15 protein-coding genes are annotated in these 25,708 nt (G+C 74.1%); 3 read left to right on the top strand and 12 right to left on the bottom strand.

Translation table 11 applies throughout. The annotated features are described in order from the left end of the window. Window positions 1-11: 11 nt before the first annotated feature. Window positions 12-1,967: a sensor histidine kinase gene (locus tag AC3ETA_RS04385; protein ID WP_432191471.1), complete on the top strand. Its 1,956-nt coding sequence runs from the start codon at window positions 12-14 to the stop codon at window positions 1,965-1,967. Here the strand turns inward: AC3ETA_RS04385 and AC3ETA_RS04380 are convergent. The 6 genes from AC3ETA_RS04380 to AC3ETA_RS04355 form a co-directional block, all read right to left on the bottom strand. Further along, window positions 1,944-3,416 carry a penicillin-binding transpeptidase domain-containing protein gene (locus AC3ETA_RS04380; RefSeq protein WP_432191470.1) on the bottom strand — a complete coding sequence of 491 codons (1,473 nt, stop codon included), beginning with the start codon at window positions 3,414-3,416 and terminating at the stop codon, window positions 1,944-1,946. The two genes, AC3ETA_RS04385 and AC3ETA_RS04380, sit on opposite strands and share 24 nt — an antisense overlap. Beyond that, on the bottom strand, window positions 3,413-4,795 hold the full coding sequence (locus AC3ETA_RS04375; protein WP_432191469.1) for an FtsW/RodA/SpoVE family cell cycle protein: 1,383 nt from the start codon (window positions 4,793-4,795) through the stop codon (window positions 3,413-3,415). Before AC3ETA_RS04375 ends, AC3ETA_RS04380 begins: the two co-directional genes overlap by 4 nt. A gap of 43 nt (window positions 4,796-4,838) precedes the next feature. Next, a complete protein-coding gene (locus AC3ETA_RS04370; RefSeq protein WP_432191468.1) occupies window positions 4,839-5,336 on the bottom strand; it encodes an SH3 domain-containing protein in 498 nt (165 codons plus the stop codon). A 125-nt stretch (window positions 5,337-5,461) separates the two neighbouring features. After that, the gene (locus AC3ETA_RS04365) at window positions 5,462-6,700 is read right to left on the bottom strand and encodes an ATP-binding protein (RefSeq protein ID WP_432191467.1); all 1,239 of its coding nucleotides are present in this window, start codon (window positions 6,698-6,700) and stop codon (window positions 5,462-5,464) included. Next, window positions 6,697-7,446 carry a hypothetical protein gene (locus AC3ETA_RS04360; RefSeq protein WP_432191466.1) on the bottom strand — a complete coding sequence of 250 codons (750 nt, stop codon included), beginning with the start codon at window positions 7,444-7,446 and terminating at the stop codon, window positions 6,697-6,699. Before AC3ETA_RS04360 ends, AC3ETA_RS04365 begins: the two co-directional genes overlap by 4 nt. Before the next feature lie 91 nt (window positions 7,447-7,537). Further along, window positions 7,538-8,044 carry a protein-tyrosine phosphatase family protein gene (locus AC3ETA_RS04355; protein ID WP_432191465.1) on the bottom strand — a complete coding sequence of 169 codons (507 nt, stop codon included), beginning with the start codon at window positions 8,042-8,044 and terminating at the stop codon, window positions 7,538-7,540. Between the two features lie 113 nt (window positions 8,045-8,157). Here AC3ETA_RS04355 and AC3ETA_RS04350 point away from each other — a divergent pair, with 113 nt between their 5' ends. Next, the gene (locus AC3ETA_RS04350) at window positions 8,158-8,964 is read left to right on the top strand and encodes a nuclease-related domain-containing protein (RefSeq protein ID WP_432191464.1); all 807 of its coding nucleotides are present in this window, start codon (window positions 8,158-8,160) and stop codon (window positions 8,962-8,964) included. A 61-nt stretch (window positions 8,965-9,025) separates the two neighbouring features. On the opposite strand, the gene ligD is transcribed toward AC3ETA_RS04350, so the two are convergent. Further along, the gene (gene ligD / locus AC3ETA_RS04345) at window positions 9,026-9,907 is read right to left on the bottom strand and encodes a non-homologous end-joining DNA ligase (protein ID WP_432191463.1); all 882 of its coding nucleotides are present in this window, start codon (window positions 9,905-9,907) and stop codon (window positions 9,026-9,028) included. Between the two features lie 50 nt (window positions 9,908-9,957). Here ligD and ku point away from each other — a divergent pair, with 50 nt between their 5' ends. Continuing rightward, entirely contained in the window at window positions 9,958-10,989 is a 1,032-nt protein-coding gene (ku, locus tag AC3ETA_RS04340) for a non-homologous end joining protein Ku (protein ID WP_432191462.1), read from the top strand. Window positions 10,990-11,004: 15 nt separating this feature from the next. Here the strand turns inward: ku and AC3ETA_RS04335 are convergent, their stop codons facing one another. The 5 genes from AC3ETA_RS04335 to AC3ETA_RS04315 are packed head-to-tail and all read right to left on the bottom strand — an operon-like array spanning window position 11,005 to window position 25,694. Continuing rightward, complete coding sequence (locus AC3ETA_RS04335; protein WP_432191461.1) at window positions 11,005-11,757, bottom strand: thioesterase II family protein; 753 nt, start codon at window positions 11,755-11,757, stop codon at window positions 11,005-11,007. Next, the gene (locus tag AC3ETA_RS04330; protein WP_432191460.1) at window positions 11,754-13,808 is read right to left on the bottom strand and encodes a beta-ketoacyl synthase N-terminal-like domain-containing protein; all 2,055 of its coding nucleotides are present in this window, start codon (window positions 13,806-13,808) and stop codon (window positions 11,754-11,756) included. The genes AC3ETA_RS04335 and AC3ETA_RS04330 overlap by 4 nt, the downstream gene beginning before the upstream one ends. Next, on the bottom strand, window positions 13,805-17,110 hold the full coding sequence (locus tag AC3ETA_RS04325) for a non-ribosomal peptide synthetase (protein ID WP_432191459.1): 3,306 nt from the start codon (window positions 17,108-17,110) through the stop codon (window positions 13,805-13,807). The genes AC3ETA_RS04330 and AC3ETA_RS04325 overlap by 4 nt, the downstream gene beginning before the upstream one ends. Continuing rightward, on the bottom strand, window positions 17,107-20,979 hold the full coding sequence (locus AC3ETA_RS04320) for a non-ribosomal peptide synthetase (RefSeq protein WP_432191458.1): 3,873 nt from the start codon (window positions 20,977-20,979) through the stop codon (window positions 17,107-17,109). The genes AC3ETA_RS04325 and AC3ETA_RS04320 overlap by 4 nt, the downstream gene beginning before the upstream one ends. After that, a complete protein-coding gene (locus AC3ETA_RS04315) occupies window positions 20,979-25,694 on the bottom strand; it encodes an amino acid adenylation domain-containing protein (protein WP_432191457.1) in 4,716 nt (1,571 codons plus the stop codon). Before AC3ETA_RS04315 ends, AC3ETA_RS04320 begins: the two co-directional genes overlap by 1 nt. Between the last annotated feature and the right edge of the window lie 14 nt (window positions 25,695-25,708).

The raw sequence follows: 25,708 nt of genomic DNA, 5'->3' as shown, positions 1-25,708 counted from the left end.
CTTCACGGAGCATGACGGGGAACTTACTGATTGCCTTTCGCCCGATCGTCCGCCGCTCCGCCGCGCTGCCCGGCTGGAGCTCCATTCGTGGCCGTATGGCCATAGTGCTGGCCGTTCCGACGTGTCTGCTGCTCGCTCTCACCGGGCTCGGCGTCGCCGACCGGGCCGCCGACTTCTCCGCGGCACGGGACACCGAGGCACATGTCGGGGTGCTGCTGCGGGTGCAGGGGCTCGTCCGGGAGGTGCAGCGGGAACGCGGGCTGACCAACGGGCTGCTGGGGGGCGAGAAGGGGTACCTGGACGACGTCGTCGCACAGCGGACCCGTACCGACCGGGCGCGGGAGGACCTGAGCGCCGCGCTGGAGAAGGAGAGCGGTCCGCTCGTCTCCGCCCTGCGTGCCGCCGACGTTCCGCTCGCCGCCCTCGCCACCACGCGCGAGCACGTCGACACCGGCACCGCCGAGCGCGCCGCCACCCTGCGCGCCTACACCAAGGCCGTCACGCGTCTCATCGACGCCGAGTCGGCCGGTGTCCCGGACGGCGACCGGCGTATCGCGCAGGGCGTGCAGGCCCTGCAGGCCCTCGCCCGGGGCACGGAGGCCGTCGCGCTCGAACGCGGTTCGCTCAACGGGGTGTTCGCGGCGGGGCGGTTCCGCTCCGGTGAGTACCTCGACTTCACGGAGGTCCGCGCCACCCGGGTGGCCGCGCTCGGGCAGTTCCGGCAACTCGCCCGGGGAGAGGTGGAGTCCGCCCTCGACGACGCCTTCGGCACGGGCGCCGCGCGCCGGGTCGCCGGGTACGAGGCGCGGGCCGAGCGCGGGGCCGACGGGTCCGCTCTCGACGTGGCCCCCGCCCGCTGGTGGGCCGACATGACCACCCTCGTGGACGATCTGCACGGCGTGCAGAGGGAGGCCGGGGACGACGTCCGTGCGCGGGCCGCCGACGCCGGCTCCGCCGCCACGCGGCAGCTCGGCGGGTTCCTCGCCCTCGGGGCGCTGATCCTGGGCGTGGCCGTCGCGCTCGCCGTCTTCTCGGCCCGCTCCATCACCCGTCCGCTGGGCGCCCTCGCCGACGAGGCGGACGCCGTCGCCGGGGCGCGGCTGCCCGAGGCGGTACGGCGGGTCCAGGAGGCCGACCCCGGCGGCGCGCACGGCGACGGGGCCGCGCGGCCCGGACTCCCGGGCGGCGCACGGGAGATCATCCGGCTGGCCGCCGCCCTGCGCAACGTCGAGGACACCGCCGTCGGCCTCGCCGCCCAGCAGGCCGTCCTGCGCCGCACCAGCACCGAGTCCCTGGCCAGCCTCGGCCGCCGCAACCAGAGCCTGCTCAACCGGCAGCTCGGCCTGATCACCACCCTGGAGAGCCAGGAGCTCGACCCGGACGCCCTCGCCGAGCTCTTCGAACTCGACCACCTGGCCACCCGGATGCGCCGCAACGCCGAGTCCCTGCTGGTGCTGGCCGGTGAGGAGTCGCCGGCCCGGTCCTGGAAGGGCACGGTCGCCGTCACGGACGTGGTGCGGTCGGCCGTCGCGGAGGTCGAGCAGTACCGGAGGGTGACCGCCGTGGACGTCCAGCGGTGCGGCATCCGCGGCCACAGCGTCGCCGAGCTGTCCCATCTGATCGCCGAGCTGGTGGAGAACGCGCTGATGTTCAGCCCGCCCACCCAGCCCGTCGAGGTCTACGGCTGGCCGGACGCCGCCGAGTACTGCCTGGCCGTCGTGGACCGGGGCATCGGCATGACACCGGAGCGCATGGCCGAGGCCAACGCCGTGCTGTCGGGGAAGGGCGACTCCCTGCACGCCGCACCGACCCGGTTCCTCGGCCACCACGTCGTCGGCGCCCTCGCCGCCCGCCTCGGCGCCCAGGTCGAGCTCCGCCCCACCGGGGGCACGGGCGTCACCGCCTACGTCGCCCTGCCGGCCGCCCTGATCCAGGAACCGACGTCAACCGCCGTCGCCCGAGGGTGACTTCAGCACCGCCTCCATCACCGCGCGGGCGATCGGCGCCGCGTCCCCGCCGCCGCTGATCTCCCCGCGGTCCGCGTCAGCGTCCTCCACCACCACCGCGACCGCCACCTTGGGCTCCAGATCGCGGTCGCCCTTGGCCCAGGAGACGAACCAGGCGTACGGCGTGCCGGAGTTGCCGAGGCCGTGCTGGGCCGTGCCGGTCTTGCCGCCCACCGTCGCGCCCGGGATCCAGGCGTTGGTGCCGGTGCCCTCCCGTACGACGTCCACCATCAGCTCCTTCAGGAGCCTCGCGGTCGACGGGCGCATCGCCTGCCGGGAGGGGCGGGAGCCGGCCGCCGCCACCGTGGTGCCGCTCGCCCGGGTCGTGCGCTCCACCAGGTACGGCGAGCGCACCTGACCGCCGTTGGCCACGGCCGCCGCGACCATCGCCATCTGGAGCGGGGTGGCGCGGGTGTTGTACTGCCCGATCGAGGACAGCGCGAGCTGTGCCCGGTCCACCTCGGAGTCGAAGGTGCTCTCGGCGACCGAGTAGGGGATCTTCAGGTTCGCGTCGTTGAAGCCGAAGGCGTCCGCCGTCCGCGTCATCCCGTCCACGCCCGTCCTGACCCCGAGGCGCGCGAACACGGTGTTGCAGGACCACTCGAACGCCTTGCGCAGCGGGACGTCCGCACAGCCCTCGGACTCGTTCGTCAGCGAGGTCCGGGTGCCCGGCAGGGTGTACGGGTCGGGGGAGTCGGTCGGCTCGTCCAGGTCCTCGACCACGCCCGCGTCGAGCGCCGCGGCCGCCGTCACCACCTTGAAGGTCGAGCCCGGGGGATACGTCTTGCGCACCGCCCGGTTCAGCATCGGCCGGTCCTTGTCGCGGTTCAGCGACGCCCAGGACCGGGTCACCGAGGCGCCGTTCCCGGACAGGGCGGACGGGTCGTAGGAGGGAGCCGAGACCAGCGCCAGGATGCGTCCCGTCGACGGCTCGATCGCGGCCACCGCGCCCTTGCGGCCCGCCAGCCCCTCGTACGCCGCCTCCTGCGCGGCCCGGCGCAGCGTGGTGACGACGTCACCGCCGGGGTTCCGGCCGCCGTCGGCGCCGCTCCACGGGAAACGGGAGAGCAGCGGGTCCGTGCCCGCGAGCACGCCGTCCTGCGCGTGCTCCAGGAACGTCGTGCCGTACTCCTGCGAGGCGAAGCCGGTGACGGGCGCGTACATCGGGCCGTTGGTGTACGTCCGCTCGTAGCGCAGGTGCTCGCCGGTGTCGTGGGAGCCGGTGACCGGTTCGCCGTCGACCAGGATGTCGCCGCGGGGCTGTCCGTAACGGGAGATCGTGGTGCGGCGGTTGGCGATGTTGTCGTCGTAGGACGGGGCCTCGAAGACCTGGATGCGGGTGGCGTTGACGAGCAGCGCGATGAGCAGCAGGGCGCAGAAGAACGCGGCGTGCCGGATGTGCCGGGTCATCGGGCGGCCTCCTCGCCCTTGGGCACGCCGAGTCTGCTGCGGGCCCTGTCGCTGACCCGGATCAGCAGCGCCACGATCGCCCAGTTGGTGACCACCGACGAGCCGCCCTGCGCCAGGAACGGCATCGCCATGCCGGTCAGCGGGATCAGCCCGGTCACCCCGCCCGCGATCACGAACACCTGGAGCGCCACGATCGAGGCGAGCCCGACCGCGAGCAGCCGGCCGAACGGGTCGCGCAGGGCGAGGCCGGCCCGGTAACCGCGCTCCACCAGCAGGCCGTAGAGGATGAAGATCGCGGACAGGCCCGCGAGGCCCAGCTCCTCCCCGGCCGTCGCCAGGATGAAGTCGGACTTGGCCGCGAAGCCGATCAGGATGGAGTGGCCGAGGCCCAGTCCGGTGCCGAACGTGCCGCCCGCCGCGAAGGCGAACAGCGACTGCGACAGCTGGTTGGGGCCCTCGCCGGCGGCGATCGACGCGAACGGGTGCCGCCAGTCCTCGACCCGGCCGTGCACATGCGGCTCCAACTCGCCGACGGCCACCGCGCCGAGCGCCGCGAGCAGCAGGCCGAGGGCGATCCAGCCGGTGCGCCCGGTGGCGACGTACAGCAGGACCACGAACAGGCCGAAGAACAGCAGCGAGGTGCCGAGGTCGCGCTCCAGGATCAGCACGCCCACGCTCAGCAGCCAGATCGCGACGATGGGGCCGAGGACGCGGCCGGTGGGCAACTGGAGCTTGTCGATGCCGAGGACGCGACGGCCGGTGTACGCCAGCGCGTTGCGGTTGGCGGCCAGGTACGCCGCGAAGAACACCGCGAGCAGCACCTTCGCGAACTCGCCGGGCTGGATGGAGAATCCGGCGATCCGGATCCAGATGCGGGCGCCGTTCACGGACGGGAAGAAGATCGGCAGGGTGAGCAGGACGAGCGCGGCGACCACACAGACGTAGGAGTAGCGCTGCAGCACCCGGTGGTCGCGCAGCAGCAGGACCACCACGATGAACAGTGCCACTCCCAGGGTGGACCACACGAGTTGGGTGGGCGCGGCCCGGTCGCCCGGTGTCTCCAGGTCGAGACGGTAGATCAGCACCAGGCCGAGTCCGTTGAGCAGCACCCCGATCGGCAGCAGCAGCGGGTCCGCGGACGGTGCGCGCAGGCGTACGGCCAGATGCGCGACCAGTGCGAGCACACCGAGCCCGGCGCCGTATCCTGCGGCGCCGGGCGGGACGGTGCCGTTACGGGCGAGGCCGACCGCGCAGTAGCCGTAGACGGAGAGCAGGACGGCCACCACGATGAGGGCCAGTTCGATGCCACGGCGCCGGGGGAGCGGTGCGGCGGGAGCGGGAGCGTCCGCTGCCACCAGGGTGGTTCCGGCCTTGGTCATGTCCGGAACTTACCCAAATAGTCCGCCTTGTGTGCCTAATGGTTCAGCACCAGCGCGGCGCGTGCCGGGTCTCGATGTAACGGGCCGAGCCCCAGGCCCAGGTGCCGTCCGCGAGCAGGTACCAGAAGCGGTTGCCCTGGACGCTCTCTCCCTGGGTCTTGCAGAAGATCCTCACGATGTCCCCCCGGTGGACGACCCGGATCACCTGGCTGCCGCGGTTCGGCGCGGAGCGCAGCAGCAGCGAGCTCGCGGTGACGCGGCCCCGGGTGAACTGCTGGCTCTGGTTGCCGCCTTGGCTCCACTCCCCGCCGGATCCGCCCCATTCGCCACCCCCGTCGGCGCCCTGGTTTCCTCCCCCGCCCCCTTCCTGACCGCCCCCTCCTTCTCCTTGGCCCCCGCCCCAGTCGCCGCCCTGGGACTCGCCGGACGAGCCACCGTTCTGGGAACCCCACTCGTCGTCGGCGACGGCGGGCGTTGCGGCGGCCGCGGCGGCGAGGACGCCGGCGGCTATGGATACGGCGAGTCGGGATCGCAGTGCCATGTGTACCTCCAGGACAAGGGAACGAACCTGACTAATCGCCACATTAGGGGGCCAATCGGGCGTTCGCTCGTCCTAATGGGCCATAGGAGAAGCACCTCGGAAGCATGCCGCGGGAGGGGTGGTGCCTATCGCAGGACGAGCGTCGCGACCGCGCCGCCGTCGGTCGCGTTGCCGAACGACAGCCGCGCCCCGAGCACCTCCGCCTGCCCCAACGCGATGGTCAGCCCCAGGCCGTGCCCCTTGGCGCCGCCCTCGGTACGGAACCGCTGCGGCCCGTGCGCGACGAGGTACTCCGGATAGCCGCCCCCGTGATCCCTGACGGTGACCACCGGACCGTCCACGGTCAGCGACACCGGCCCGCGCCCGTGCTTGTGCGCGTTGGCCACCAGATTGCCGAGCACCCGCTCCAGCCGCCGCCGGTCCGTCTCCACCACGACGTCCCGCACCACGACGACCTCGGTCTCGGTGCCGGACGCCCGCACCACCCGCTCGGCCAGCGCCGCGAGCGGCTCGCTGTCCGGCTCGGACCGCTCGCGCCCGCTGTCCAGCCGCGAGATCTCCAGCAGGTCCTCGGTCAGCGTGCGCAGCGCGGACACCCGGTCCCGCACCAGTTCCGTCGGCCGCCCCGGCGGCAGCAGCTCGGCCGCCGCGTGCAGCCCGGTCAGCGGCGTGCGCAACTCGTGCGCGACGTCCGCGGTGAACCGCTGCTCGGCGAGCAGCTTGCCCTGCAACGAGGACGCCATGGAGTCCAGCGCCGCGGCCACCACCGCCACCTCGTCCTGCGGCCGGGTCGAGTCCTCCTTCGTACGGGGGTCGTCCACCCGGGCGTCCAGATCGCCCGCGCTGATCCGCCGGGCCACCCGGGCGGTGGCGTGCAGCCGCCGTGTCACCCGCGTCACCGCGAACGCGCCCACCAGCGCCGTCACCCCGATCGCCAGCGCCGACGACCACACGATCGCCCGGTCCAGGCCGTCGATGGTGCGGGCCTGCTGCGAGTAGTCCACCTCGACCGCGAGCGCCCTCTCGCCGTCGGCCGGGCCCGCCGCCCACATCGTGGGCCGGCCGCGGTGGTCGGCGACCATCGTGCCGCGCTCCCCGGACACCGCCATCTTCCGCAGGGACTCGGGCAGGTCCGGCGGATCGAGCTCGACGCCCGGCCCGGTGGGGTCCCCGGCCTCGAACGCCGCCGTCGCGTCCGCCAGCCGGGACAGCGCGAGCTCGCGGGCCTGGCCGACGGTCTGGTTGGTCACCGAGACGTGCACGAGCACGCCGAGCAGCGCGGCCAGCGCACAGCACATCACCGTGATGAAGACGGCGGCCTTCACGGCCAGCGTGCCCGCCCACTGGGGCAGCGCGAGCCTCATGGCGTGCTCGCCGAGGGGGTGAGGGAGGGGGAGCCGGACGGCGAGGGGGACGGATGGGCCGTCTTCCTGTGGTGCCCGGTGCGCAGCATCTCGTCGTGGGTGAGCAGCATCGCCTTCTGGTCCGCGTCCCAGGTCCACTGGAGCCGGTACTCGTACCCGGCGACCTCGGACGGCGAACGGATGATCACCGACCGGCCGGCCAGCTCGACGCTGCTGATGGCGTCGTCCCAGCTCATCACCTGCATGAGCCGGTGCTTCTCGACGGTGTAGACGCGTACCGCGATCGTCTTGCCGGGCATCAGCCGGAAGCCGAGGGTGAGCTCGGGCCGCCCGTCGCCCGTGAGGTCCCGGTAGTAGGGCCGCAGCACCGGGCACTTCCCGTGGCCGGCGCCGCCCCCGCACTGCGCCATCAGCCGGCCGGTCTCGCGGTACTGCGCGTTCCCGCCCTCGTAGTCCCCAGGGCTCTTGTCCATCTCCTTGCGCACGACCGCCACCGGGTTCACATCACGGATGTCGTCGCCAGGGAGCATGACGCCCTTGACGACCTCCCGGTTCACCTCGCCGATCTCATAGGCCGGGCGGGACGCCGGCGTCAGCCTCGGCCAGAGCTTGTCCGGGCTGACCGCGGTCTCGGTCGAGCCGGCGCCCTGGAGCTCCCCGGCGTCACCGCAGCCCGTCGCCGCCGCCGACAGCAGTGCGACCAGGGCACCGAGCGCGACGATGCGCGTGGGGCGGCTGCGGGGCACGGTTCTCCTGGGGCTCGGGGTGTCGTCGGCCCGTACACCCTATTCGTACGGAAGTCCTTTTTGCGCACCCGGTGGGCGTACGGGCGACGGGCTATTCGGCGAGCTCTTCCAGGAGCCGGGCGGTCGACAGTCCGGCCCGGAGGTAGTCGACGAACAGCTCGTTGTGCAGGGCCCACGGAGAGCGGCGGGAGCGTATCAGCCGGATCGCCTGCTCGGCGGAGTGGCTCCGGCGGACCAGGGCGTGCGCGATGACCAGCCCCGAGCGGTTGTAGCCGTGATAGCAGCGGACGAGGACCCTGCGGCCCGCGTCGAGGGCCTCGCACGCCGCCTCCGCGAGCCGGATCACCCCGGCGAGCTGGGTGCCGTCCAGCGGCCCGTCCGGGATCGGCCACACATGGTGCTCCACGCCGGGATCGGGGCCGTGCCCGGGCAGCCTGAGCAGCGTCTGCACGAGATCGAACTCGTCGCTGACGACGGCGAACTCCAGTTGCCCCGAGCGGCCCCGGAACTCGTGCCCGCCCATCCACAGGCCGGGCACGATCTCGCTCCAGGGACTGTCCGGAGCAGGTACGTCGGGTTGCTTCCTGCGGGTACGCAACGGCGCCTCCCCAACCACACCTCGCGAGAGGTGTGCCCAACTCCTCTCAAAGGTAACCGGGTTCTTGCCCCCGCAGCACCTCGCCTGTTCCCATGGTCGTGGGGTGATGGTGCATGAAGGGACTGCGCGTCATACCGACCTGGCGGCACGGCCAGAAACGGCTCTACGTCTGCCTCACCGACGGGCGCAACCTCGCCTGGTACGACCGTGAGGCGGGCCGGATCAACCTGCTCAGCGACGCGAGCCGGGAGGATGTGCTGGAGGCGCTCGACCCCTTCATCACCGGCTCGGTGACGGTGGGCCCGCCCCCGGTGCCCACCCCCGCCGAGCTGGCCGGGCTGACCCTGCACCCGGACGACGACCTGGCGCCCAACCGCCCCGGCGAGGCGCTGCTGATCGCCCTGGACCGGGATCCGGGCCCCTCCCGCCGGCTGCGGCCCGACCCGCGGCGCCGGGCGCTGACGGCCGAGCAGACGGTCGGGGAGGCGCTGGACCGGCTGGACGGCGCGGGCTGGCACGCGCTGCACTCCGTGCCGCTGCCCGGCGGCGACCGCATCCATCACCTGCTGATCGGGCCCGGCGGGCTCTTCGCGCTGCACACGCTGTACGCCCGCAAGGCGAAGGTCACCGTCGCCGACCCCATGGTCGCCCTCGGCCGCCGTGAGACCCGTCCGCTGCTGCGCCGCGTGCGCTCCGACGCCGACCGGGCGTCCCACGCGCTGACCGCCGAGGTCCGTCCCGTGCTGGTCCTGGTCGCCCCGGCCGCCGTGGCGATCACGGCCTCGGTGCGGGAGGTCCGGGTTCTCAGGGACACCGAGGTGGTCGGGCTCGGGCGTTCCGGCGGGGTGCTGAAGCCGGCGGACGTGGAGGCGCTGCACGCCATGGCCCGGGACCGGCGGGTCTGGCTGGCCGCCGGCTGAACGGTGCGGGTCGGTTCCGGCTGACCGGGCCGGGCGGGCTGAGCGGGGACCATCCCCGTCCTCAAGGCAGCGTGCCCGCCCTGTCCGCGTCCAGCAGCGGCGCCAGCAGGTCGCCGTAGTCCTGGAGGCGTGGCGCCACGTCGGGTGCGGAAAAGGTCAGGGCGTCAGGGGAGCGGCAGGACTCGACCTCGTCCCAGGTGACGGGTGCGGACACCGTCGGCTCGCGGCGGGCGCGCAGGGTGTAGGGGGCCGCTGTCGTCTTGCGGGCCGCGTTCTGGCTCCAGTCGACGAAGACCTTGCCGGGCCGCAGGCTCTTCGTCATCCGGTGGATCGCGAGCCGCGGCAGCGCCTTCTCGGCCTCCACGGCGAGGTCCTTGGCGTACTCGGTGGCCCGTTCGGAGGAGGCCGGCCGGACGGCCGCGGTGAGATGGAGGCCCTTCGAGCCCGAGGTCTTGGCGTGCGCCTCGATGCCGTCGGCGGCCAGCCGCTCCCGCAGCCACAGGGCGACCTCGCAGCACTCCACGACGGTGGCCGGTGAGCCCGGGTCCAGGTCGAAGACAAGGCGGTCGGCCTCGCCGGGCGCGTCGATCACCCACTGGGGCGTATGGAACTCGGTGACGAGATTGGCGGCCCACATCAGGCTCGCGAGGTCCTGCACGAACACCATGCGCGCCGGCCCCTCGACCCGGGGGACCTCGGCGGTGGTGACCCAGTCGGGGGTGCCGGGCGGGACGTTCTTGGTGAAGAACACCTGGCCGTCCGGGCCGTCCGGATAGCGCAGGAAGGACACCGGCCGGTCGCGCAGATGCGGCAGCAGTACGTCGGCGGTGGTCGCGTAGTAGTGCAGCACCTCGCCCTTGGTGAACCCGGTCGCCGGATACAGCACCTTCTCCAGGTTGCTGAGCGCGAGGCGCCGCCCCTCCACCTCTGTGATCGGCGTCATACGATGAGAATCACACGAAACCGGCCTGAACCGCCTCGAAAGGTCTGAACGTGCGATCCATATGGAACGGCGCCATCTCCTTCGGCCTGGTCAGCATTCCGATCAAGGTGGTGAACGCGACCGAGAGCCACTCGATCTCCTTCCGCCAGATCCACACCGAGGACGGCGGCCGGATCCGCTACCGCAAGTTCTGCGAACTGGAGGACCGCGAGGTCGGCCAGGGAGAGATCGGCAAGGGGTACGAGGACGCGGACGGCTCGATCATCCCGATCACCGACGAGGACCTGGCCCAGCTGCCCATCCCGACCGCGAAGACGATCGAGATCGTGGCCTTCGTCCCGGGAGACCGGATCGACCCGCTCCAGATGGACGCGGCGTACTACCTCGCCGCGAGCGGCGCCCCGGCCGCCAAGCCGTACACCCTGCTGCGCGAGGCCCTCAAGCGCAGCAACAAGGTCGCCATCGCCAAGTTCGCGCTGCGCGGCCGGGAGCGGCTGGGCATGCTCCGGGTCGTCGGCGACGCCATCGCCATGCACGGCCTGCTCTGGCCCGACGAGGTCCGCGCGCCCGAGGGGGTCGCGCCCGACGCCGGGGTCACCGTCCGGGACAAGGAGCTCGACCTCGCGGACGCCCTGATGGACACCCTCGGCGAGGTCGACCTCGACGATCTGCACGACGAGTACCGCGAGGCCGTCGAGGAGGTCATCGCCGCGAAGGCGGCCGGCGAGGCCCTGCCCGCCGCCCCCGAGCCCGCCACCGGCGGCAAGGTCCTCGACCTGATGGCGGCCCTGGAGAGCAGCGTCCGCGCCGCCAAGGAGTCGCGCGGCGAGGCGCCCGAGGAGGCCGAGGTCAGACGCCTGCCGCAGCGCAAGTCCGCGCGAGCGGCCCCGAAGCAGACCGCCGGCAAGAAGTCGACGTCCGCCGCCGAGAAGACCGCCGCGAAGAAGACGACCGCCTCGGCCAAGAAGACGACGTCGAAGTCGGCCCGGGGCGGCAGGAAGGCGGCGGCCAAGAGCACGGCGAAGAGCACCGCCAAGAAGTCGGCGGCGAAGAAGACGACGTCACGCAAGCGCACGGCGTGACGGCGGCGGCCGGCCTCACAGCAGCCGTGCGGCGATGAACCCGACCAGCTCCTCCTGCCGCGGCGTGAGATAGAAGTGGTTCCCCTCGAAGACGCGGACGTCCAGTTCCCCGGTCGTGACGTCCGACCAGGCCGAGAGGTCCTCCACCGGGCACGCGGGATCGCTGTCGCCCCCGCAGGCCGTGACGGGAACGCCCAGCCGGTGCAGGTGCGCCGGACGGTAACCGGCCAGGAGCCCGAAGTCCCCGCGCAGGGACGGCATGATGACCGTCCGCAGCATGGGGTGCTCGTAGAGCGCGGCGCCCTCGGGGTCCAGTCTGCGGACGTGGTTCAGGATGTCGGTGTCGGTCGGCACCGGCCGCGGCGCCAGCTCCTGCGCGAGACGCGGCCTGGTCCGGCCCGACACGATCAGCCGGGCGAGGGCGCGGCCGGGGATCCGCTCCAGCCGGCGGGCGACCTCGTACGCCACCGACGAGCCCATGCTGTGGCCGAAGAGCGCCAGCGGCAGATCGTCCGTCAGCTCTGCCAGCAGGGCCGACGTGATGGCGTCCGCCAGCTCGTCCATCGTGGCCGGACACGGCTCGGACAGCCGGTCCTGGCGGCCGGGGTACTGCACCGACAGGACCTCGATCTCCGGCGGTGTCAGCGTGGCCCAGTTGTGGAAGGTGCCCGCAGCGCCGCCCGCGTGCGGAAAGCACACCAGCCGGACCCTCGCGCCGGGTGCGCTCACGCCCCGCAGCCAGCGGGTGCGGATGTCGGGGGCGGTCACGACTCCGCCTCGAACTCGGCGAGCAGGGCGTTCAGGGCGCCGCCGTCCTCGCCGCCCTGCTTGATCTCGATGATGCGGATCGTCATGTCCTTCAGTGTGATCGGTTCCAGGAACAGCTGGATCGGTACGTCGACGCCCAGCTCGTCGCGGAGGCGCCCCGCCAGATGCACGGCCGTCAGGGAGTCGCCGCCCGCCTCGAAGTATGTCTTCTCCAGACCGGCGGGGCCGTCGAGATCCAGCGCCTCGATCACCAACTCGGCCACCTCGGCCTCCAGTTCGCTCCCGGGCGCGGGCGCGGCGCTCCCGGCCGGCATCGGCGCGGCCGGGCCGCGCAGCGTCAGCGCGCCGTGGCTCTCGCCCGCGAACGGGTACGCCGGGAGCCGTACGCGGCGCACCTCGCCGCCGAGCGCCGGCCAGGTCACCTCCTCGCCGCGCAGCCACGCCTCGCCCGACGGGTCCCGCACCGGCTCCGGGTGGCCCTCGGCCAGCGCCATGAGCCTGTCCGACGCCTCCCGCACATCGGCGGCGACCACGTAGGCGCGCACGGGCATTCCGACCCGGCCGGTGCGCAGGGTGTACGCGACATCGGCCAGGGACGGGGCGTCGGCCTCGCGCAGCCGTGCCGCCAACCGGGATGCCACGAGCGCGAGTTGAGGCTTCGTCCGGGCCGACAGCGGCAGGACCGTCGCGGGTGCGCCCGCGTCCGCGCGCGGCTCTCGTGCCGGGGCCTCCTCCACCACCACGTGCACGTTCGTGCCGCCGATGCCGACCGACGTCACACCGGCCAGCCGGGGCAGGTCCGGCCTGCGCGGCCACTGACGGGTCTCGGTCACCAGCCGCAGCGGCGAGTCCGCGAGCGCGGCGACCGGGCTCGTGACGTCCACCGTCGGGGCCAGCGTGGCGTGCTCCAGCATCAGGACCGTCTTGATCAGCGCCGCCGCACCGGCCGCCGCGTCCGTGTGCCCGATGTTCGACTTCACCGAGCCGAGCGCGATAGCTGCACCGCCGTCCGGATCCCCGGGGCCGCCGGCCGCGAACGCCGCGCTCGCCGCCTCCAGTTCGATCCGGTCGCCCAGCTCGGTCCCGGTCCCGTGTGCCTCCACGTACTGCGCCGCCGACGGCCGGAGCCCAGCCGCCGCCCACGCCTCCGTGATCGCGGCCGTCTGCTGGTCCACGCCCGGAGCGGTGAAGCCGACCTTGCCGGCCCCGTCGTTGGTGACGGCCGTGCCCCGGATCACCGCGCGCACCGGGTCGCCGTCGGCCAGCGCGTCCTCCAGCCGCCGCAGCACCAGCACGCCCACCCCGCTGCCCGGCACCGTGCCGGCCGCCTTCTCGTCGAAGGGGCGGCAGCGGCCGTCGGGGGAGAAGATGCCGCCCTGGTAGTGGACGTAGCCCTGCCTGCGGACGCTGCCGATGGCGACACCGCCCGCGAGCGCGGTGTCGCACTCGCCGAGCAGCAGGGCCTGGACGGCGAGATGGACCGTCGTCAGCGAGGTCGAGCAGGCCGTCTGGACCGTCATGCTCGGCCCGTCCAGGCCCAGCCGGTAGGAGATCCAGGGCGCCAGGAACTCCCGGTCGGTGAGGATACGGACCTGAAGCGCGCCGATCGACGCGGCGAGCGCCGGGTCCGTACCGGCGGCCAGCGCGTGCTCCGTCGGGCTGCCGCCCACGTACACGCCGGTGCGGGACGGGGCGTCCAGCGGGGCGTACCCGGCGTCCTCCAGCGCCGACCAGGCGGTCTCCAGGAGCACCCGGTGCTGCGGGTCCAGGGCCGCCGCCTCGGTGCGGTTGAAGCCGAAGAGCTCGGCCTCGAAGCGGTCCGCGTCCGCGAGATGCCCCTGCGCCGGGACGTACGCGGGATTGCCCAGCTCGGCCGGGTCCGCCCCGTCGGCGAGCAGTTCCTTCTCGGTGAAGGCGGACAGCGAGCAGACGCCGTCGCGCAGGTTGGCCCAGTAGGTGTCGAGGTCGGGGGCGCCGGGGAAGCGTCCGCTCATCCCCACGACGGCCACCGCCGGCTCCAGGTCGTGCTGTGCGGCTTCCTCGGTCGTCATCGCGTCGTGCCCTTCCTGGAACGGAGCTTGTGCAGGGCCGCCCGGCGGTCGCCGCCGCGCCGGGCCGCCTCCTCCTGGGGTGCCCCCTGCCCGGCCGCTCGGTCGAGATGGGCGGCCACGGCGGCGACCGTCGGGTGCCGGAACAGGTCGATCAGGGTGAGTTCCCGGTACTCCGGGTGTTCCTGGAGTGCCGCGAGCACGGCCAGCAGCCGTACCGAATTGCCGCCCAGGTCGAAGAAGTTGTCGTGGACGCCGACCCGGTCCAGGGTCAGCACCTGCTGCCACACCCGGGCCACACGTCGCTCGGCCGCGCTGTCCGGCGCGGTGTACGACCCGCTCAGCTCCGGGCGCGAGGAGGGGGGTTCGGGCAGCCGGGACCGGTCGATCTTGCCGGAGCGGTTCAGCGGCAGCTCCGGCAGGCGTACGAAGACCTCCGGGACCATGTAGCCGGGCAGGCGTCCGGCGAGCAGGGTCCGCAGCACCTCGTCCGAGGGGGCCGGGTCCTGCCCGACCACGTACGCCACCAGCCGCTGATCGACGCCCTCGCCGCGCACCGCCGCCGCGGCGACCGTGACCCCGGGATGGCCCGCCAGGACGGCCTCGATCTCGCCGAGTTCGATCCGGTGGCCGCGCAGCTTCACCTGCGAGTCGCTCCGGCCCAGGTAGTGCAGGACGCCCCGCGCGTCGATCCGGCACAGGTCGCCGGTGCGGTACATACGGCTGCCGGGCGGGCCGTACGGGTCCGCGACGAAGCGTTCGGACGTCATCCCGGGCCGGCCGATGTAACCGCGGGCCAGGGAGGCACCGGAGACGTACAGCTCGCCCGTCACCCCGACCGGGACCGGCCGCAGCCGCCGGTCCAGGACGTGGGCGCTGGTGCCCGGCACCGCGTGGCCGATCACCACCGGCTCGCCCGGCCGCAGATCGGCCGTGGTCGAGTACACCGTCGCCTCGCTGGGGCCGTACGCGTTGACGATCCGGCGGCCCTCCTCGCCGAGCCGCTCGACCAGCTCGGCCGGGCACGCCTCGCCGCCGACCGCGAGGGTGCGCAGGTCGGGCAGCGCGCCCGGGGCGCGGGGCAGCGTCATCGCGGCGGACGGCGGCAGGAAGACGTAGGTGATGCGGGAGTCCCGCAGCCGGGCCTGAAGCGCCTCGCCGAGCCGCTCGTCCTCCTGCGCGATGTGCAGCTCGGCGCCCGCGACCCAGGGGAAGAACAGGTCGGACACGGCCACGTCGAAGCCGAACGACACGAACTGCAGGACCCGGTCCGTCTCGTGCACCGGGAACACGGGGCGGACGTTCACCGCGAGGTTGAGCAGCGCGCGGTGCTCCACGGCCACGCCCTTGGGGACGCCGGTGGAGCCGGAGGTGTAGAGGACGTAGGCGAGGTCGTCGGGGGCGCATTCCACCGGGGTGAGCGGGGGTGGCGCCGGCTCCCTGTCCTCGTCCACGTGGAGTTCCGGTACGTCCGTGCCTGTCAGGCCCGTTGTCTGTGCCGCCGTCAGCAGCAGTGAGGTACCCGAGTTGGTGATCATGTAGGCCAGGCGGGCGCGAGGGTGCGCCGGGTCCAGCGGTACGTAGGCGGCGCCGGCGCGCAGGACCGCGAGGGCGGCGATACCCATGTCGGCGCCGCGGGGGAGGAGGAGGCCGACGCGGTCTCCTCGGCTTACGCCGTGTGTCTGCAGGCGGGCTGCGAGGTGGTCGGCCCGTGTGAGGAGCTCGGCGTAGGTCAGGTGCAGGTCGCCACAGATCAGCGCGGTCGCGTTGGGCCGGGTGGTGGCCTGATGCGCGACGAGGGTTGGGACCAGGTGCGCGTTGGGGGGTGCCGCGTTCGGTTGTGGGGCGGCTGCGGGATCGTCGTGGCTTGTCGCGCAGTTCCCCGCGCCCCTGAAGGGCGTTGCAGTGGCCGATGTGAGAAGCCGGGCCCTCTCGTCCGGCGGCAGCATGTCGATCGTCGACAGTGGGGCGCCCGGGTCTTCCAGCAACCCCTCCAGCAGGGTTTCGAAGCAGCGCACCCAGCGTCGTACCGTCTCCGCCTCGAACAGCGCGCTGCGATAGATCAGGTACGCGGCGAGGTCCTCGCCCCACCTCTCCACCTGGAGGTGGAAGTCGAACTTCGCGGAGTCCAGGCCGACATGGACCCGGTCGGCCTCGGCGCCGGCCAGCCGCAGGGTCAGCTCCGTGTCGTCGTCGTAGCCGAAGACCACCTGCACGAGGGGGTCGTGGCTGATCTCACGGGCCGGGGCGACCTCGTCGACGACCGCCTCGAACGGGGCGTCCTGGTAGGGCTGGGAGTCCAGCAGCGCGGTGCGCAGACGGTCGATCAGGTCGTGGTACGACGGGTCGCCGGACAGGTCGACGCGCAGCGCCAGGGTGTTGGTCAGCATGCCGACCATGTCCTGGAGCTCGGGACGGTCCCGGCCGGAGACGGGGAAGCCGATCACCAGGTCCTCGGCGCCGGAGAGCCGGCTCACGAACGCGGCGTACGCGGCGAACACCGCCATGAACGGGGTGCCGCCGCGCCTCCGTGCCGTCTCGGCGATCCGCTCGCGCACCCGGGCCGGCAGCGTGAACCGTTCGGTGCCGCCCGCCGCCGTGCGCACCGCCCCGCGCGGCCGGTCCAGCGGCAGCGCGACCGTCTCCGGGGCACCCCGCAGCCGCTCGGCCCAGTGGGCCACCGATCCGGCGTACTCGCCCGCCGCCTGCCGCTCCCGCTGCCAGGCGGCGAAGTCCGGGAACTGGAGGGGGAGTTCCGGCGGGCTGTGGCGCAGGCCCTTGGTCTCGTTCTCGTACCCGGCCGACAGCTCGCGCAGCAGCACCCCCAGCGACCAGCCGTCGCAGACCAGATGGTGCGCCACCAGCAGCACCCGGTGGCTGCCGTCGGCCACGGCGTACAGCGTGCAGCGCAGCAGCGGGCCGGCCGTCACGTCGAAGGGGCGGGCCGCCTCCGCCCGCATCCGCGCCTCCACCCCGGCCACCGGTACGTCGCGTTCCTCGCGCGGCTCGACCCGGCCGGCCGCGGACACGATCTGCAGCGGCACCCCGTCGAGGCCGGTGCGGAAGACCGTGCGCAGCGACTCGTGCCGGGCGACGAGCCCGTCGAGCGCCCGCCCGAAGGCCGCCGCGTCGAACGGTCCGCGCACGACGAAGGCCGCCGGTACGTGATAGGTCGCGGCGCCCGGGTCCATGTGGTCCAGGACGAGCAGCCGGGCCTGCGCGTCCGAGGCCGGGAACTCGTACTCCACGGGCTCCCCGAGAGCCTCGTCGTACGCCCCGACCGTGCCGATGTCGTCAGCGGTCATCTGCCTGTGCTCCGTCCCCCCCCCGTGCGGTCCCCGGCCGGTTCCGCCAGGTCTGCCAGTACGTTCTCCACGACCGCGGCGACCTCGCCGACCGGCCCCGGTGTGAGCACATCGCTGTGCTCGCAGTCGAGTTCGTGCACGTCCACCGCGGCCGCGCACGCCCGCCACGCCGCACTCTTCTCCCCGGTCGTCGCCTCCGCGGCGCGGGTGGCGGAGAAGAGGGTGACCCGGCCGTCGTACGGCGACGGCCGCCAGGCGCGGGCCATCTCGATGTACCGCTCCATGGCGCCGACCAGCGCGCCGATCCGCTGCCGGTCGAGGCCGGCGAGGAGCGCGCTGTGCGCGTGGACGCGGGCCACCACATCGGCCCGGTCCAGCGGGCCCGGCCCGGCCGGGACGCCGGGCAGCGCGTTGCGCAGCAGGTTGCCCAGCGCCGCCTGCTCCACCACCGCCGCCTCCAGCGGCACCCGCGCCACCTCGGGCGGCTTCGGCATCGCGTCCACGACGGCGACGAGCGCGACCTCCTCGCCCGCCGCGCGCAGCCGCACCGCCAGTTCGTGCGCCAGCGGTCCGCCGAAGGACCGCCCGAGCAGCAGGTACGGCCCGTGCGGGCGCACCGCCCGGACGATCGGCAGACAGCTCTCGGCCAACTCACCCAGTGTCGCGGGCAGCTGTCCGCCGTGCAGCACCGGCGTCTGCAGCGCGTACACCGGCCGCCCGGGGGCGAGGTGCGGCAGCAGGGCCGCGTACGCCCAGCCGAGGCCGAGGCCCGGGTGCAGACAGAACAGCGGGGGCAGGTCACCCTCGCGGCGCAGCGCCAGCAGCGGGGCGTACGCGTCCTCCTCCGTGCGTCCCGCGGTCAGGCGGGCGGCGAGCGCGGCCGGCGTCGGCGCCTCGAACAGCGTGGCGGGGGACACCCGGGTCCCCAGCTCCGTGTGGATGCTCGCGGTCAGCCGCAGGGCGAGCAGCGAGTGGCCGCCGTACGCGAAGAAGTCGCCGTCGGGCCCGATCGCGTCGACCCCGAGAGCCTGCGCGAACAGCGTGCACAGCCGCTGCTCATGCCCCGGCCGGGCGATCCGCCCGGGTCCCGGTCGCGCTTGCTCCGGCTCGGGTTCGGGGAGCGCGGCCCGGTCGACCTTGCCGTGCCCGGTCAGCGGTACGGCGTCCAGTGGCGCCCACGCCGACGGCATCAGATGCGCGGGCAGCGTGCGCGCCGCGTGCTCGCGTACGAGGTCCAGGTCCCCGCCCACGACATACGCGACGAGCCGCTTGCCGCCACCGGGTCCCGGGCGCGCGGCGACCACGGCCCGCTCCACACCGGGGCAGGCGGCCAGCGCGGCCTCCACCTCGCCGGGCTCGATCCGGAAGCCGCGCACCTTGACCTGGTCGTCGCCGCGGCCCACGAACTCCAGCTCACCGCCGGGGAGGCGGCGCACCAGGTCGCCCGTGCGGTACATACGGGTGCCGGGCGGCCCGTACGGGTCGGCGACGAAGCGCTCGGCACTCTGGCCCGGACGGTTCAGATAGCCGTGGGCGAGCCCGCTGCCGGCGATGTACAACTCGCCCACCGCACCGGCCGGTACCGGGCGCAGCAGGCGGTCGAGGACGTGGGTGCGGGAGTTGTCCAGCGGCCGTCCGATGGGCACCGACGCGCCGATGGCGCCCGTCACCGGGTGGGCCGTGGCGAACACGGTCGTCTCGGTGGGCCCGTAGCCGTTGACCACCCGCGTGCCGGGGCACCGCTCGCGCACCCGCCGGACCGCCTCGGGGTCGAGCACGTCCCCGCCCGCCCACACCTCGCGCACACCGCCGAGCACCTCGGACGCGATCTCGGCGACGGTGCGCAGCAGTTCGGCGGTCAGCCACAGCCCGGTGACCCGTCCCTCGGGCAGCAGCCTCTTCAGCAGATCGGGGGTGACGGGTCCGGGCGGTGCGACCACGACCGTGCCGCCGGTCAGCAGCGGTACCCAGGTCTCGTAGGTCGCGGCGTCGAAGGTGTGCGGGCTGTGCAGCAGCACGCGCTCGTGCGCGCCGCTCGCGAAACGGCCGTCGGACGCCAGTTCCACGACGGCCCGATGCGGGGTGACGATCCCCTTCGGCTCGCCCGTCGAACCGGACGTGTACATCACGTAGGCGGCGCACTCGGGGTGCACGGAGGAGGGCAGGGGAGTGGTGGACTCCGGGCCGCCCGAGGTCCCTAGCACCGGCGTTCCCGGCGGAAGGCGTACCTCGCCGTCCGCCACCGCCGCTTTCGCGCCGGCCGCCCCCACCAGCGCCGCCAGCCGTCCGGCCGGAGCCCCCGGGTCCAGCGGCAGACAGCACCCGCCCGCCTTCAGCACCGCCAGCTGCGCGACGACCATCGCCACGGACCTCGGCAGCGGCAGCGCGACCGTGTCGCCGGGCCGCACTCCCGCCTCCCGCAGCCGCCCGGCCAGCGCGTCGGACGCGGCGTCGAGACGGCCGTACGTCAGCACCTCGCCGTCGGACTCGACGGCCGGCGCGTCGGGTGTGCGGGCCGCCTGCGCGGCGAAGCGCCCGGGGATGCTCAACGCGGCGGACGGCGTACGCGCCGGGCCCTCGGCCTGGGCGAGCAGCTGCCGCCGCTCCTCCTGAGGCAGGACGTCGAGCCGGTCGGCGGGCGTGCCGTGCGCTGACGTCAGCGCCTCGAAGGCACGCACCAGGCGGGCGCCGACCGTGGCGGCCGGGATGCCTCCGCGACAACTGACCCGCAGCAGCATCCGTTCGGCGGCGACCACGGCGATCGTCACCGGGTAGTGGGTCGCGTCCCGTACCCCGGTCAGTTCCACCGCCGGGGCGGCGCCTTCGGCGCGCGGGAAGTTCTCGAAGGCCAGGACCGTGTCGAAGAGTTCGCCCGCCCCGGCCGCCCGCTGCACCTGAGACAGCCGTACGTGGTGATGGGGCGCCAGCCGCAGCTGCTCGCGCTGCACCCGGGCCAGCAGTTCGTCGACGCCCTCCCCGGCGCGCAGCGCGATCCGCACCGGCAGCGTGTTGATGAACAGCCCCACCATCCGCTCGACGCCCGGCAGATCGTGCGGCCGGCCCGAGACGACCGCGCCGAAGACCAGCTCCTCGGCGCCGGTCGTGCGGGCCAGCACCAGCGCCCACGCCGTCTGCGCCACGGTGTTGACGGTGACGCCCGCGTCCGCCGCGCGCCGGGTGACCGCCGCCGTCAGCTCAGCCGTGAGCTCGACGTCGACCGTGTCCTCCGGGGCGTCGGGGCCGTCCTGCGCGAGCGGCGCGGGCCGGGTCAGCCCGGTCAGCGCCGCCTGCCAGGCCGCCTCGGCACGGCCCTGGTCCTGGCCCTTCAGCCAGACCAGGTACTGCTTGAAGGGCACGGCGGGCGGCAGCACGGCCCCCTCGGCCGTCAGCGCCTGCAGATCCCGCGCCAGCAACGGCAGCGACCAGCCGTCCAGCAGGATGTGGTGGAAGGTCAGCAGCAGCTCGGCGCCCTCGTCGTGCCGGACCAGCGTGGCCCGCAGCAGCGGCGGGCGGGCCAGATCGAAGCGCACACGGCGGTCCTCGGCCATCAGCCGGGCCTGCTCCGGCGCCACCTCGTCGCGGGTGTGCCCGGTGCGGTCGACCTCCGTCCACGGCACCTTCACCGCGCGCGGGATCACCTGCACCGGCCGCTCCACGTGCTCGTGCCGGAAGCACGCCCGCAGGTTCGGGTGCCGCTCCAGCAGCCCCGCGACCCCGGCCCGCAGGGCCTCGCCCCTGACGCCGGGCGCGATCCGGAACCGGGCCTGCACCAGATACGGGTCCGGCCGCTCCGGATCGCGCAGGGCGTGGAAGAGCAGGCCCTCCTGCGCGGGGGAGAGCGGCAGCACGTCCGCGATACGGCCGCCCATCAGCCGCCCCCCTCCCCGTCGAGGTCCTCGAAGTCCAAGTCGCCCTCCAGCAGGGCGAGCTGGTCCGGCGAGAGGTCGACCAGCGGGAAGTCGGAGCTGGTGTGACCGCCCGAGCCGTCCCGGCGGGCGTGCTCGACCAGCACCTCGATCGCCTCGCACCACAGCCGCGCGAGCGCGAGCACCTCGTCCTCGCCGAGCACCCCGCGCGCGTACGAGAACGTGGCGCTCAGACGAGACCGCCCGGCACCCCGTTCCAGGACGACCGCGTCGATCTCCACGGCGTGCCCGAGCGGCAGCGCCTGGGCGGCCATGCCGAGCAGCTCGCCGCCGGCCGTGTCGCCGCCGGAGAACCGGCCCAGGTAGTTGAAGCGCAGGTCGGGGACCGGCAGCAGGGCCAGCTTCGGGGCCGTGTCCGGGTTGAGGTGACGCAGCAGACCCCAGCTCAGGCCGCCCGACGGCACCGACCGCAGCCGCTCCTTGACCTGCTTGAGCGCCTCACCGGCCGCGTCCCGCGCGGGCCGCCAGAAGTCCGCGCCGAGCGCGGCGCCCGCGTCCAGCCGGACCGGGTACTGGGTGGTGAACCAGCCGACGGTACGGGAGACGTCGGCCGGCCGCGAGAGCCCCTCGCGGCCGTGGCCCTCCAGGTCGACCAGCAGACCGGTGCCGGTGCCCCGGTGCCGTACGACCGCCGCGGCCAGCGCGGTCAGCAGGACCGCGTCCGGGCCGCAGTGGAAGACCTCCGTCACCTCGGACAGCGCCGCCTCGGTGACCTCCGGCGTCAGTTCCACGGTGAGCACGGCGCGGCTGGCCCCGGCGCCCCGGCCGCCCGCGATCCGCGCGTCCGGGCCGCCCAGCATCGCCTCCCACCGGACCGACTCCACATCGGCCGTCCCGGGCCGCACCGCCTCCTCGGCCAGCAGCCGGGCCCAGCGCGCGAAGGACGTGCCCGGCGGCTCCGGCAGCCGTTCCCCGGCCAGCGCGGCGGCCAGTTCGGGGCCCAGCAGCCGCCAGGACACCCCGTCGACCGCGAGATGGTGCACCGTCAGCAGCAGCGGACCCGGCCGCCCGGTGTCCCCGTCCAGCCAGGTCGCCCGCAGCATCTCGCCCCGCTCCGGGTCGAGGCGTACCGCGGCCGCCAGTTCGTCGGCCGGCTCCCGGGCATCGGCGCCGGCGGGCACCTCGACGCGTGCCACGGTCACCTCGGGGACGGTCTCGCCGATCTCCAGCTCCCCGTCCACCAGCCGCATCCGCAGCGCCCCGTGCCGTCCGACCAGCGCGCGCACGGCCGCCTCGACCCGCTCCGGGCCCGCGCCCGCCGGTACCGGGAACAGCATCGACTGCGTGAACGCCGAGGCGTCCCCGCCCTGTTCGCGCCACCAGCGCATGACCGGCGTCAGCGGGAAGCGCCCCGTGCCGGCGTCCTCGACGAGGCTCTCCGTCTCCCGTGCGGTCAGCGCGAGCGAGGCCGGCGTCCGGGCCGTGAACACGTCACGCGGCGTGACGCCGAGCCCCGCCCCCGCCGCCCGCCCGGCCAGCTGGATCGCCATGATGCTGTCGCCGCCCAGCCGGAAGAAGTCGTCGTCGGCGCCGACCCGTTCGACGCCGAGCACCTCCTCGAACAGGGCGCACAGGGCCACCTCGCGCCCGCCCTCGGGCGCCCGCCCGCCGCCGTCGGGCCGGCTCCCCGGCGCGGGCAGCGCCGCCCGGTCCAGCTTGCCGTTGGGGGCCAGCGGCAGCGCGTCCAGCACCACCACGTCGGCCGGCACCATCGCGGCGGGCAACCGCCCGGCGGCGTACGCCAGCAGCGCCTCCGGCACCGGCCCGGGGCCGTCACCGCCGACGACGTACGCGACCAGCCGCGGCCTGCCCGGCCGGTCCTCCCGCACGACCGCCACCGCCCGCTCGACCGACGGATGCCCGGTGAGGACGGCCGCGATCTCGCCCGGCTCGATCCGCTGCCCCCGGATCTTCACCTGGTCGTCGGAGCGGCCCAGGTACTCCAGCTGCCCGTCGTCCCGGCGGCGGGCCAGGTCCCCGGTGCGGTACATGCGCGTGCCGGGCGCCCCGTACGGGTCGGCGACGAACCGCTCGGCACTCGCCGCCGCCCGGCCCAGATAGCCGTACGCCACACCCGGCCCCGCCAGATACAGCTCACCGCACACCCCCGGCGGCACCGGTCGCAGCCGTTCGTCGAGGACGTACGCGCGCGTGCCCGGCAGCGGGGCGCCGATCGGCGGGGGCGTGCCGTCGCCGGTGAGCGGGCCGGAGACGGTCGCGGCGACGGTGAACTCGGTGGGCCCGTACGCATTGTGGAACCGCCGTCCCCCGACGGCCCAGCGGGCCACCAGCTCCGGCGGACACGCCTCCGCACCCACGGCCAGCGACCGCAGGTCCGGGTACTCCCCGACGGGGAGGGTCGCCAGCACCGACGGCGGCAGCATCGCGGCGCTGATCCGCAGCCCGGTCAGCACCTCGGCCAGCCCCTGCCCGACGAGCGGCCCGTCCGGCGCCACGACCAGTGTCCCGCCGGACCCGAACGCCATGCACATCTCGCCCACGGAGATGTCGAACGCGGGCGACCCGAGTTGCAGAACTCTTGTCTCCGACGTCAGCGCCATGCCGTCCACGAGCCCTTGAGCGAGGGCGGCCAGACCGGTGTGCGGCACGACAACGCCCTTGGGACGCCCGGTGGAGCCCGAGGTGTGAATGACGTAGGCCGGCCGGAACGCCCCACAGGGGCGCGGGGCTGTCATTGATCTGCGGCTGCCGCCGCGTGGGCGCGACCAGCCACGACGGCGCGGTGGACGGCCATCAACAGGTCGTGGCAATTCCAGCGATTCGCTCAACACCAACGTCGGCACATCGGTATCGACGGCCACCCCCCGCTCACCCACCACAACCAGCACCGGCTTCGCGTCCTCCAGCGCGCCCCGGATCCGCTCGCTCGGATAGTCCGGATCCACCGGCAGACAGGCGGCACCGGCCCGCTGCACCGCAAGCAACGCGGGCACCATCGCCGAGGTGCGCCCCAGCGCGAGGGCCACGACCGCACCGGCCCCCGCCCCGTGCTCGGCGAACACCGCGGCCAACCGGTCGACCCGGTCCACGAGTTCGGCGTAGGTCAGCGCCAGCGCCCCGGCCTCCAGCGCGGGCGCGTCCGGCGTACGGGCAGCCTGCCGTGCCACCAGGTCGGGCAGCGACACCGGCTCGGGAGCGTCAGCGCCGACGCCGGTCTCCAGCAGCCGCGTCCGGCCCGCCTCGGACAGCAGACCGACCTCGGCGAGCGGCACCCCGGGGTCGGCGGTGAAGCGGCGCAGCAGCTCCAGATAGGCGTCCGTCCAGTGCCGTACGGCGTCCGCGCCGAACAGGGCCGTACGGATCTCGAAGCTGCCGTCCATCGTGCCGTCCTCGGCGTCCCGGACGATGCCCACGAGGTCGTGCTCACCACCGGTGTGGATCCGCTCGGGCTCGCTGAACTCCCGGAGCGCGGCCACGCTCCGCTGCTGCGTCAGGTGCATGAACACCCACTGGAACAGCGGCGAGCGCCCGGCGCTGCGGTCGGGCGCGACCGCCGAGACGATCCGGCCCACCGGCACGTCCGCGTTGGCCATCAGCTCGGGGAAGTCGGTGGCGAACCGGGCCAGCACATCGGCGAAGGAGTCCCCCGGCCGGATCCGCCACCGGGTCGGGATGGCGTTCATGACGTACCCGATGACCCGCTCCAGACCCTTGGCGGCCCGGTTGGCGGTCGGGGTGCCGAGCACCATGTCGTCGGCGCCGGTGAGACGGTGCGCCAGGACGGCGAAGGCCGCCATCAGGACGACGTAGACGGACGCGCCGCGCTCGCGGGCCAGCGCCCGTACGGCCCGCGCGGTCGGGGCGGCCACGCGGAACGGGACCTGGGCGATCTCCTCGGACGACCCCGCACCGGCACCGGGCACCGTCAGCGGCCCCGGCGGCTCGGCGAGATAGCGGCGCCAGAACGCCAGCCGCGCCTCGAAGACGCCGGACGCCTCCAACTCGCCCTGCCAGGAGGCGAAGTCGGCGTACTGGATGCGGGGCCGGGCCGGCATCGACGCGCTCTCGGAGCGCAGCGCGCGGTGGGCCTCGGCGAACTCGGCCTGGAGCACGTCGAAGGACCACCAGTCGGCGATGACGTGATGCAGGCTCAGCATCAGCGTGGCCCGCCGGTCGTCGACCGTGACCAGGCGAGCCCGCATCAGCGGTTCGCCCGCCAGATCGAAGGGGCGGCGCCGGAAGGTCTCGAAGGCCTCGGCGACGGTGACGCCGGTGCCCCGCAGGTCCTCCTGCTCCGGACGGAACCGCTCCTCGGGCGGGAAGGTGACGCCGAGCGCGCCCGGCTCACCGCCGATGCGGGCCCGCAGGACGTCGTGGTTGCGGCGCACCAGCGTCAGCGCCGTCTCCAGCAGGTCCGGGTCCGTCGGGGCGTCGAAGTGGTAGGCGCAGCACAGGTTGAGCGCCGGAGTACCGGGATACAGCGACTCGTACACCCAGAGGTCCTCCTGCGCCGGGCTGAGCCGCACCGGGCCGTCCCCGTCGCGCGCGGGCACGACCGCCGGGATCAGCCCCGGCTGCCCGGACTCCACCAGCCGCCGCATCAGCCGGATCCGCTGCTCGCCGCTGAGCGCGCCGAACCGCTCGGCCATCGACGCACCGGCCGTCGCCGCCCCCGTAGTCCCCGTAGTCCCCGTCACGCCACGTCCTCCCG

Source organism: Streptomyces sp. bgisy027 (assembly GCF_057710365.1).
The sequence above is the reverse complement of the archived record's forward strand: the minus strand, read 5'-3'. Positions and strand labels throughout refer to the sequence as shown.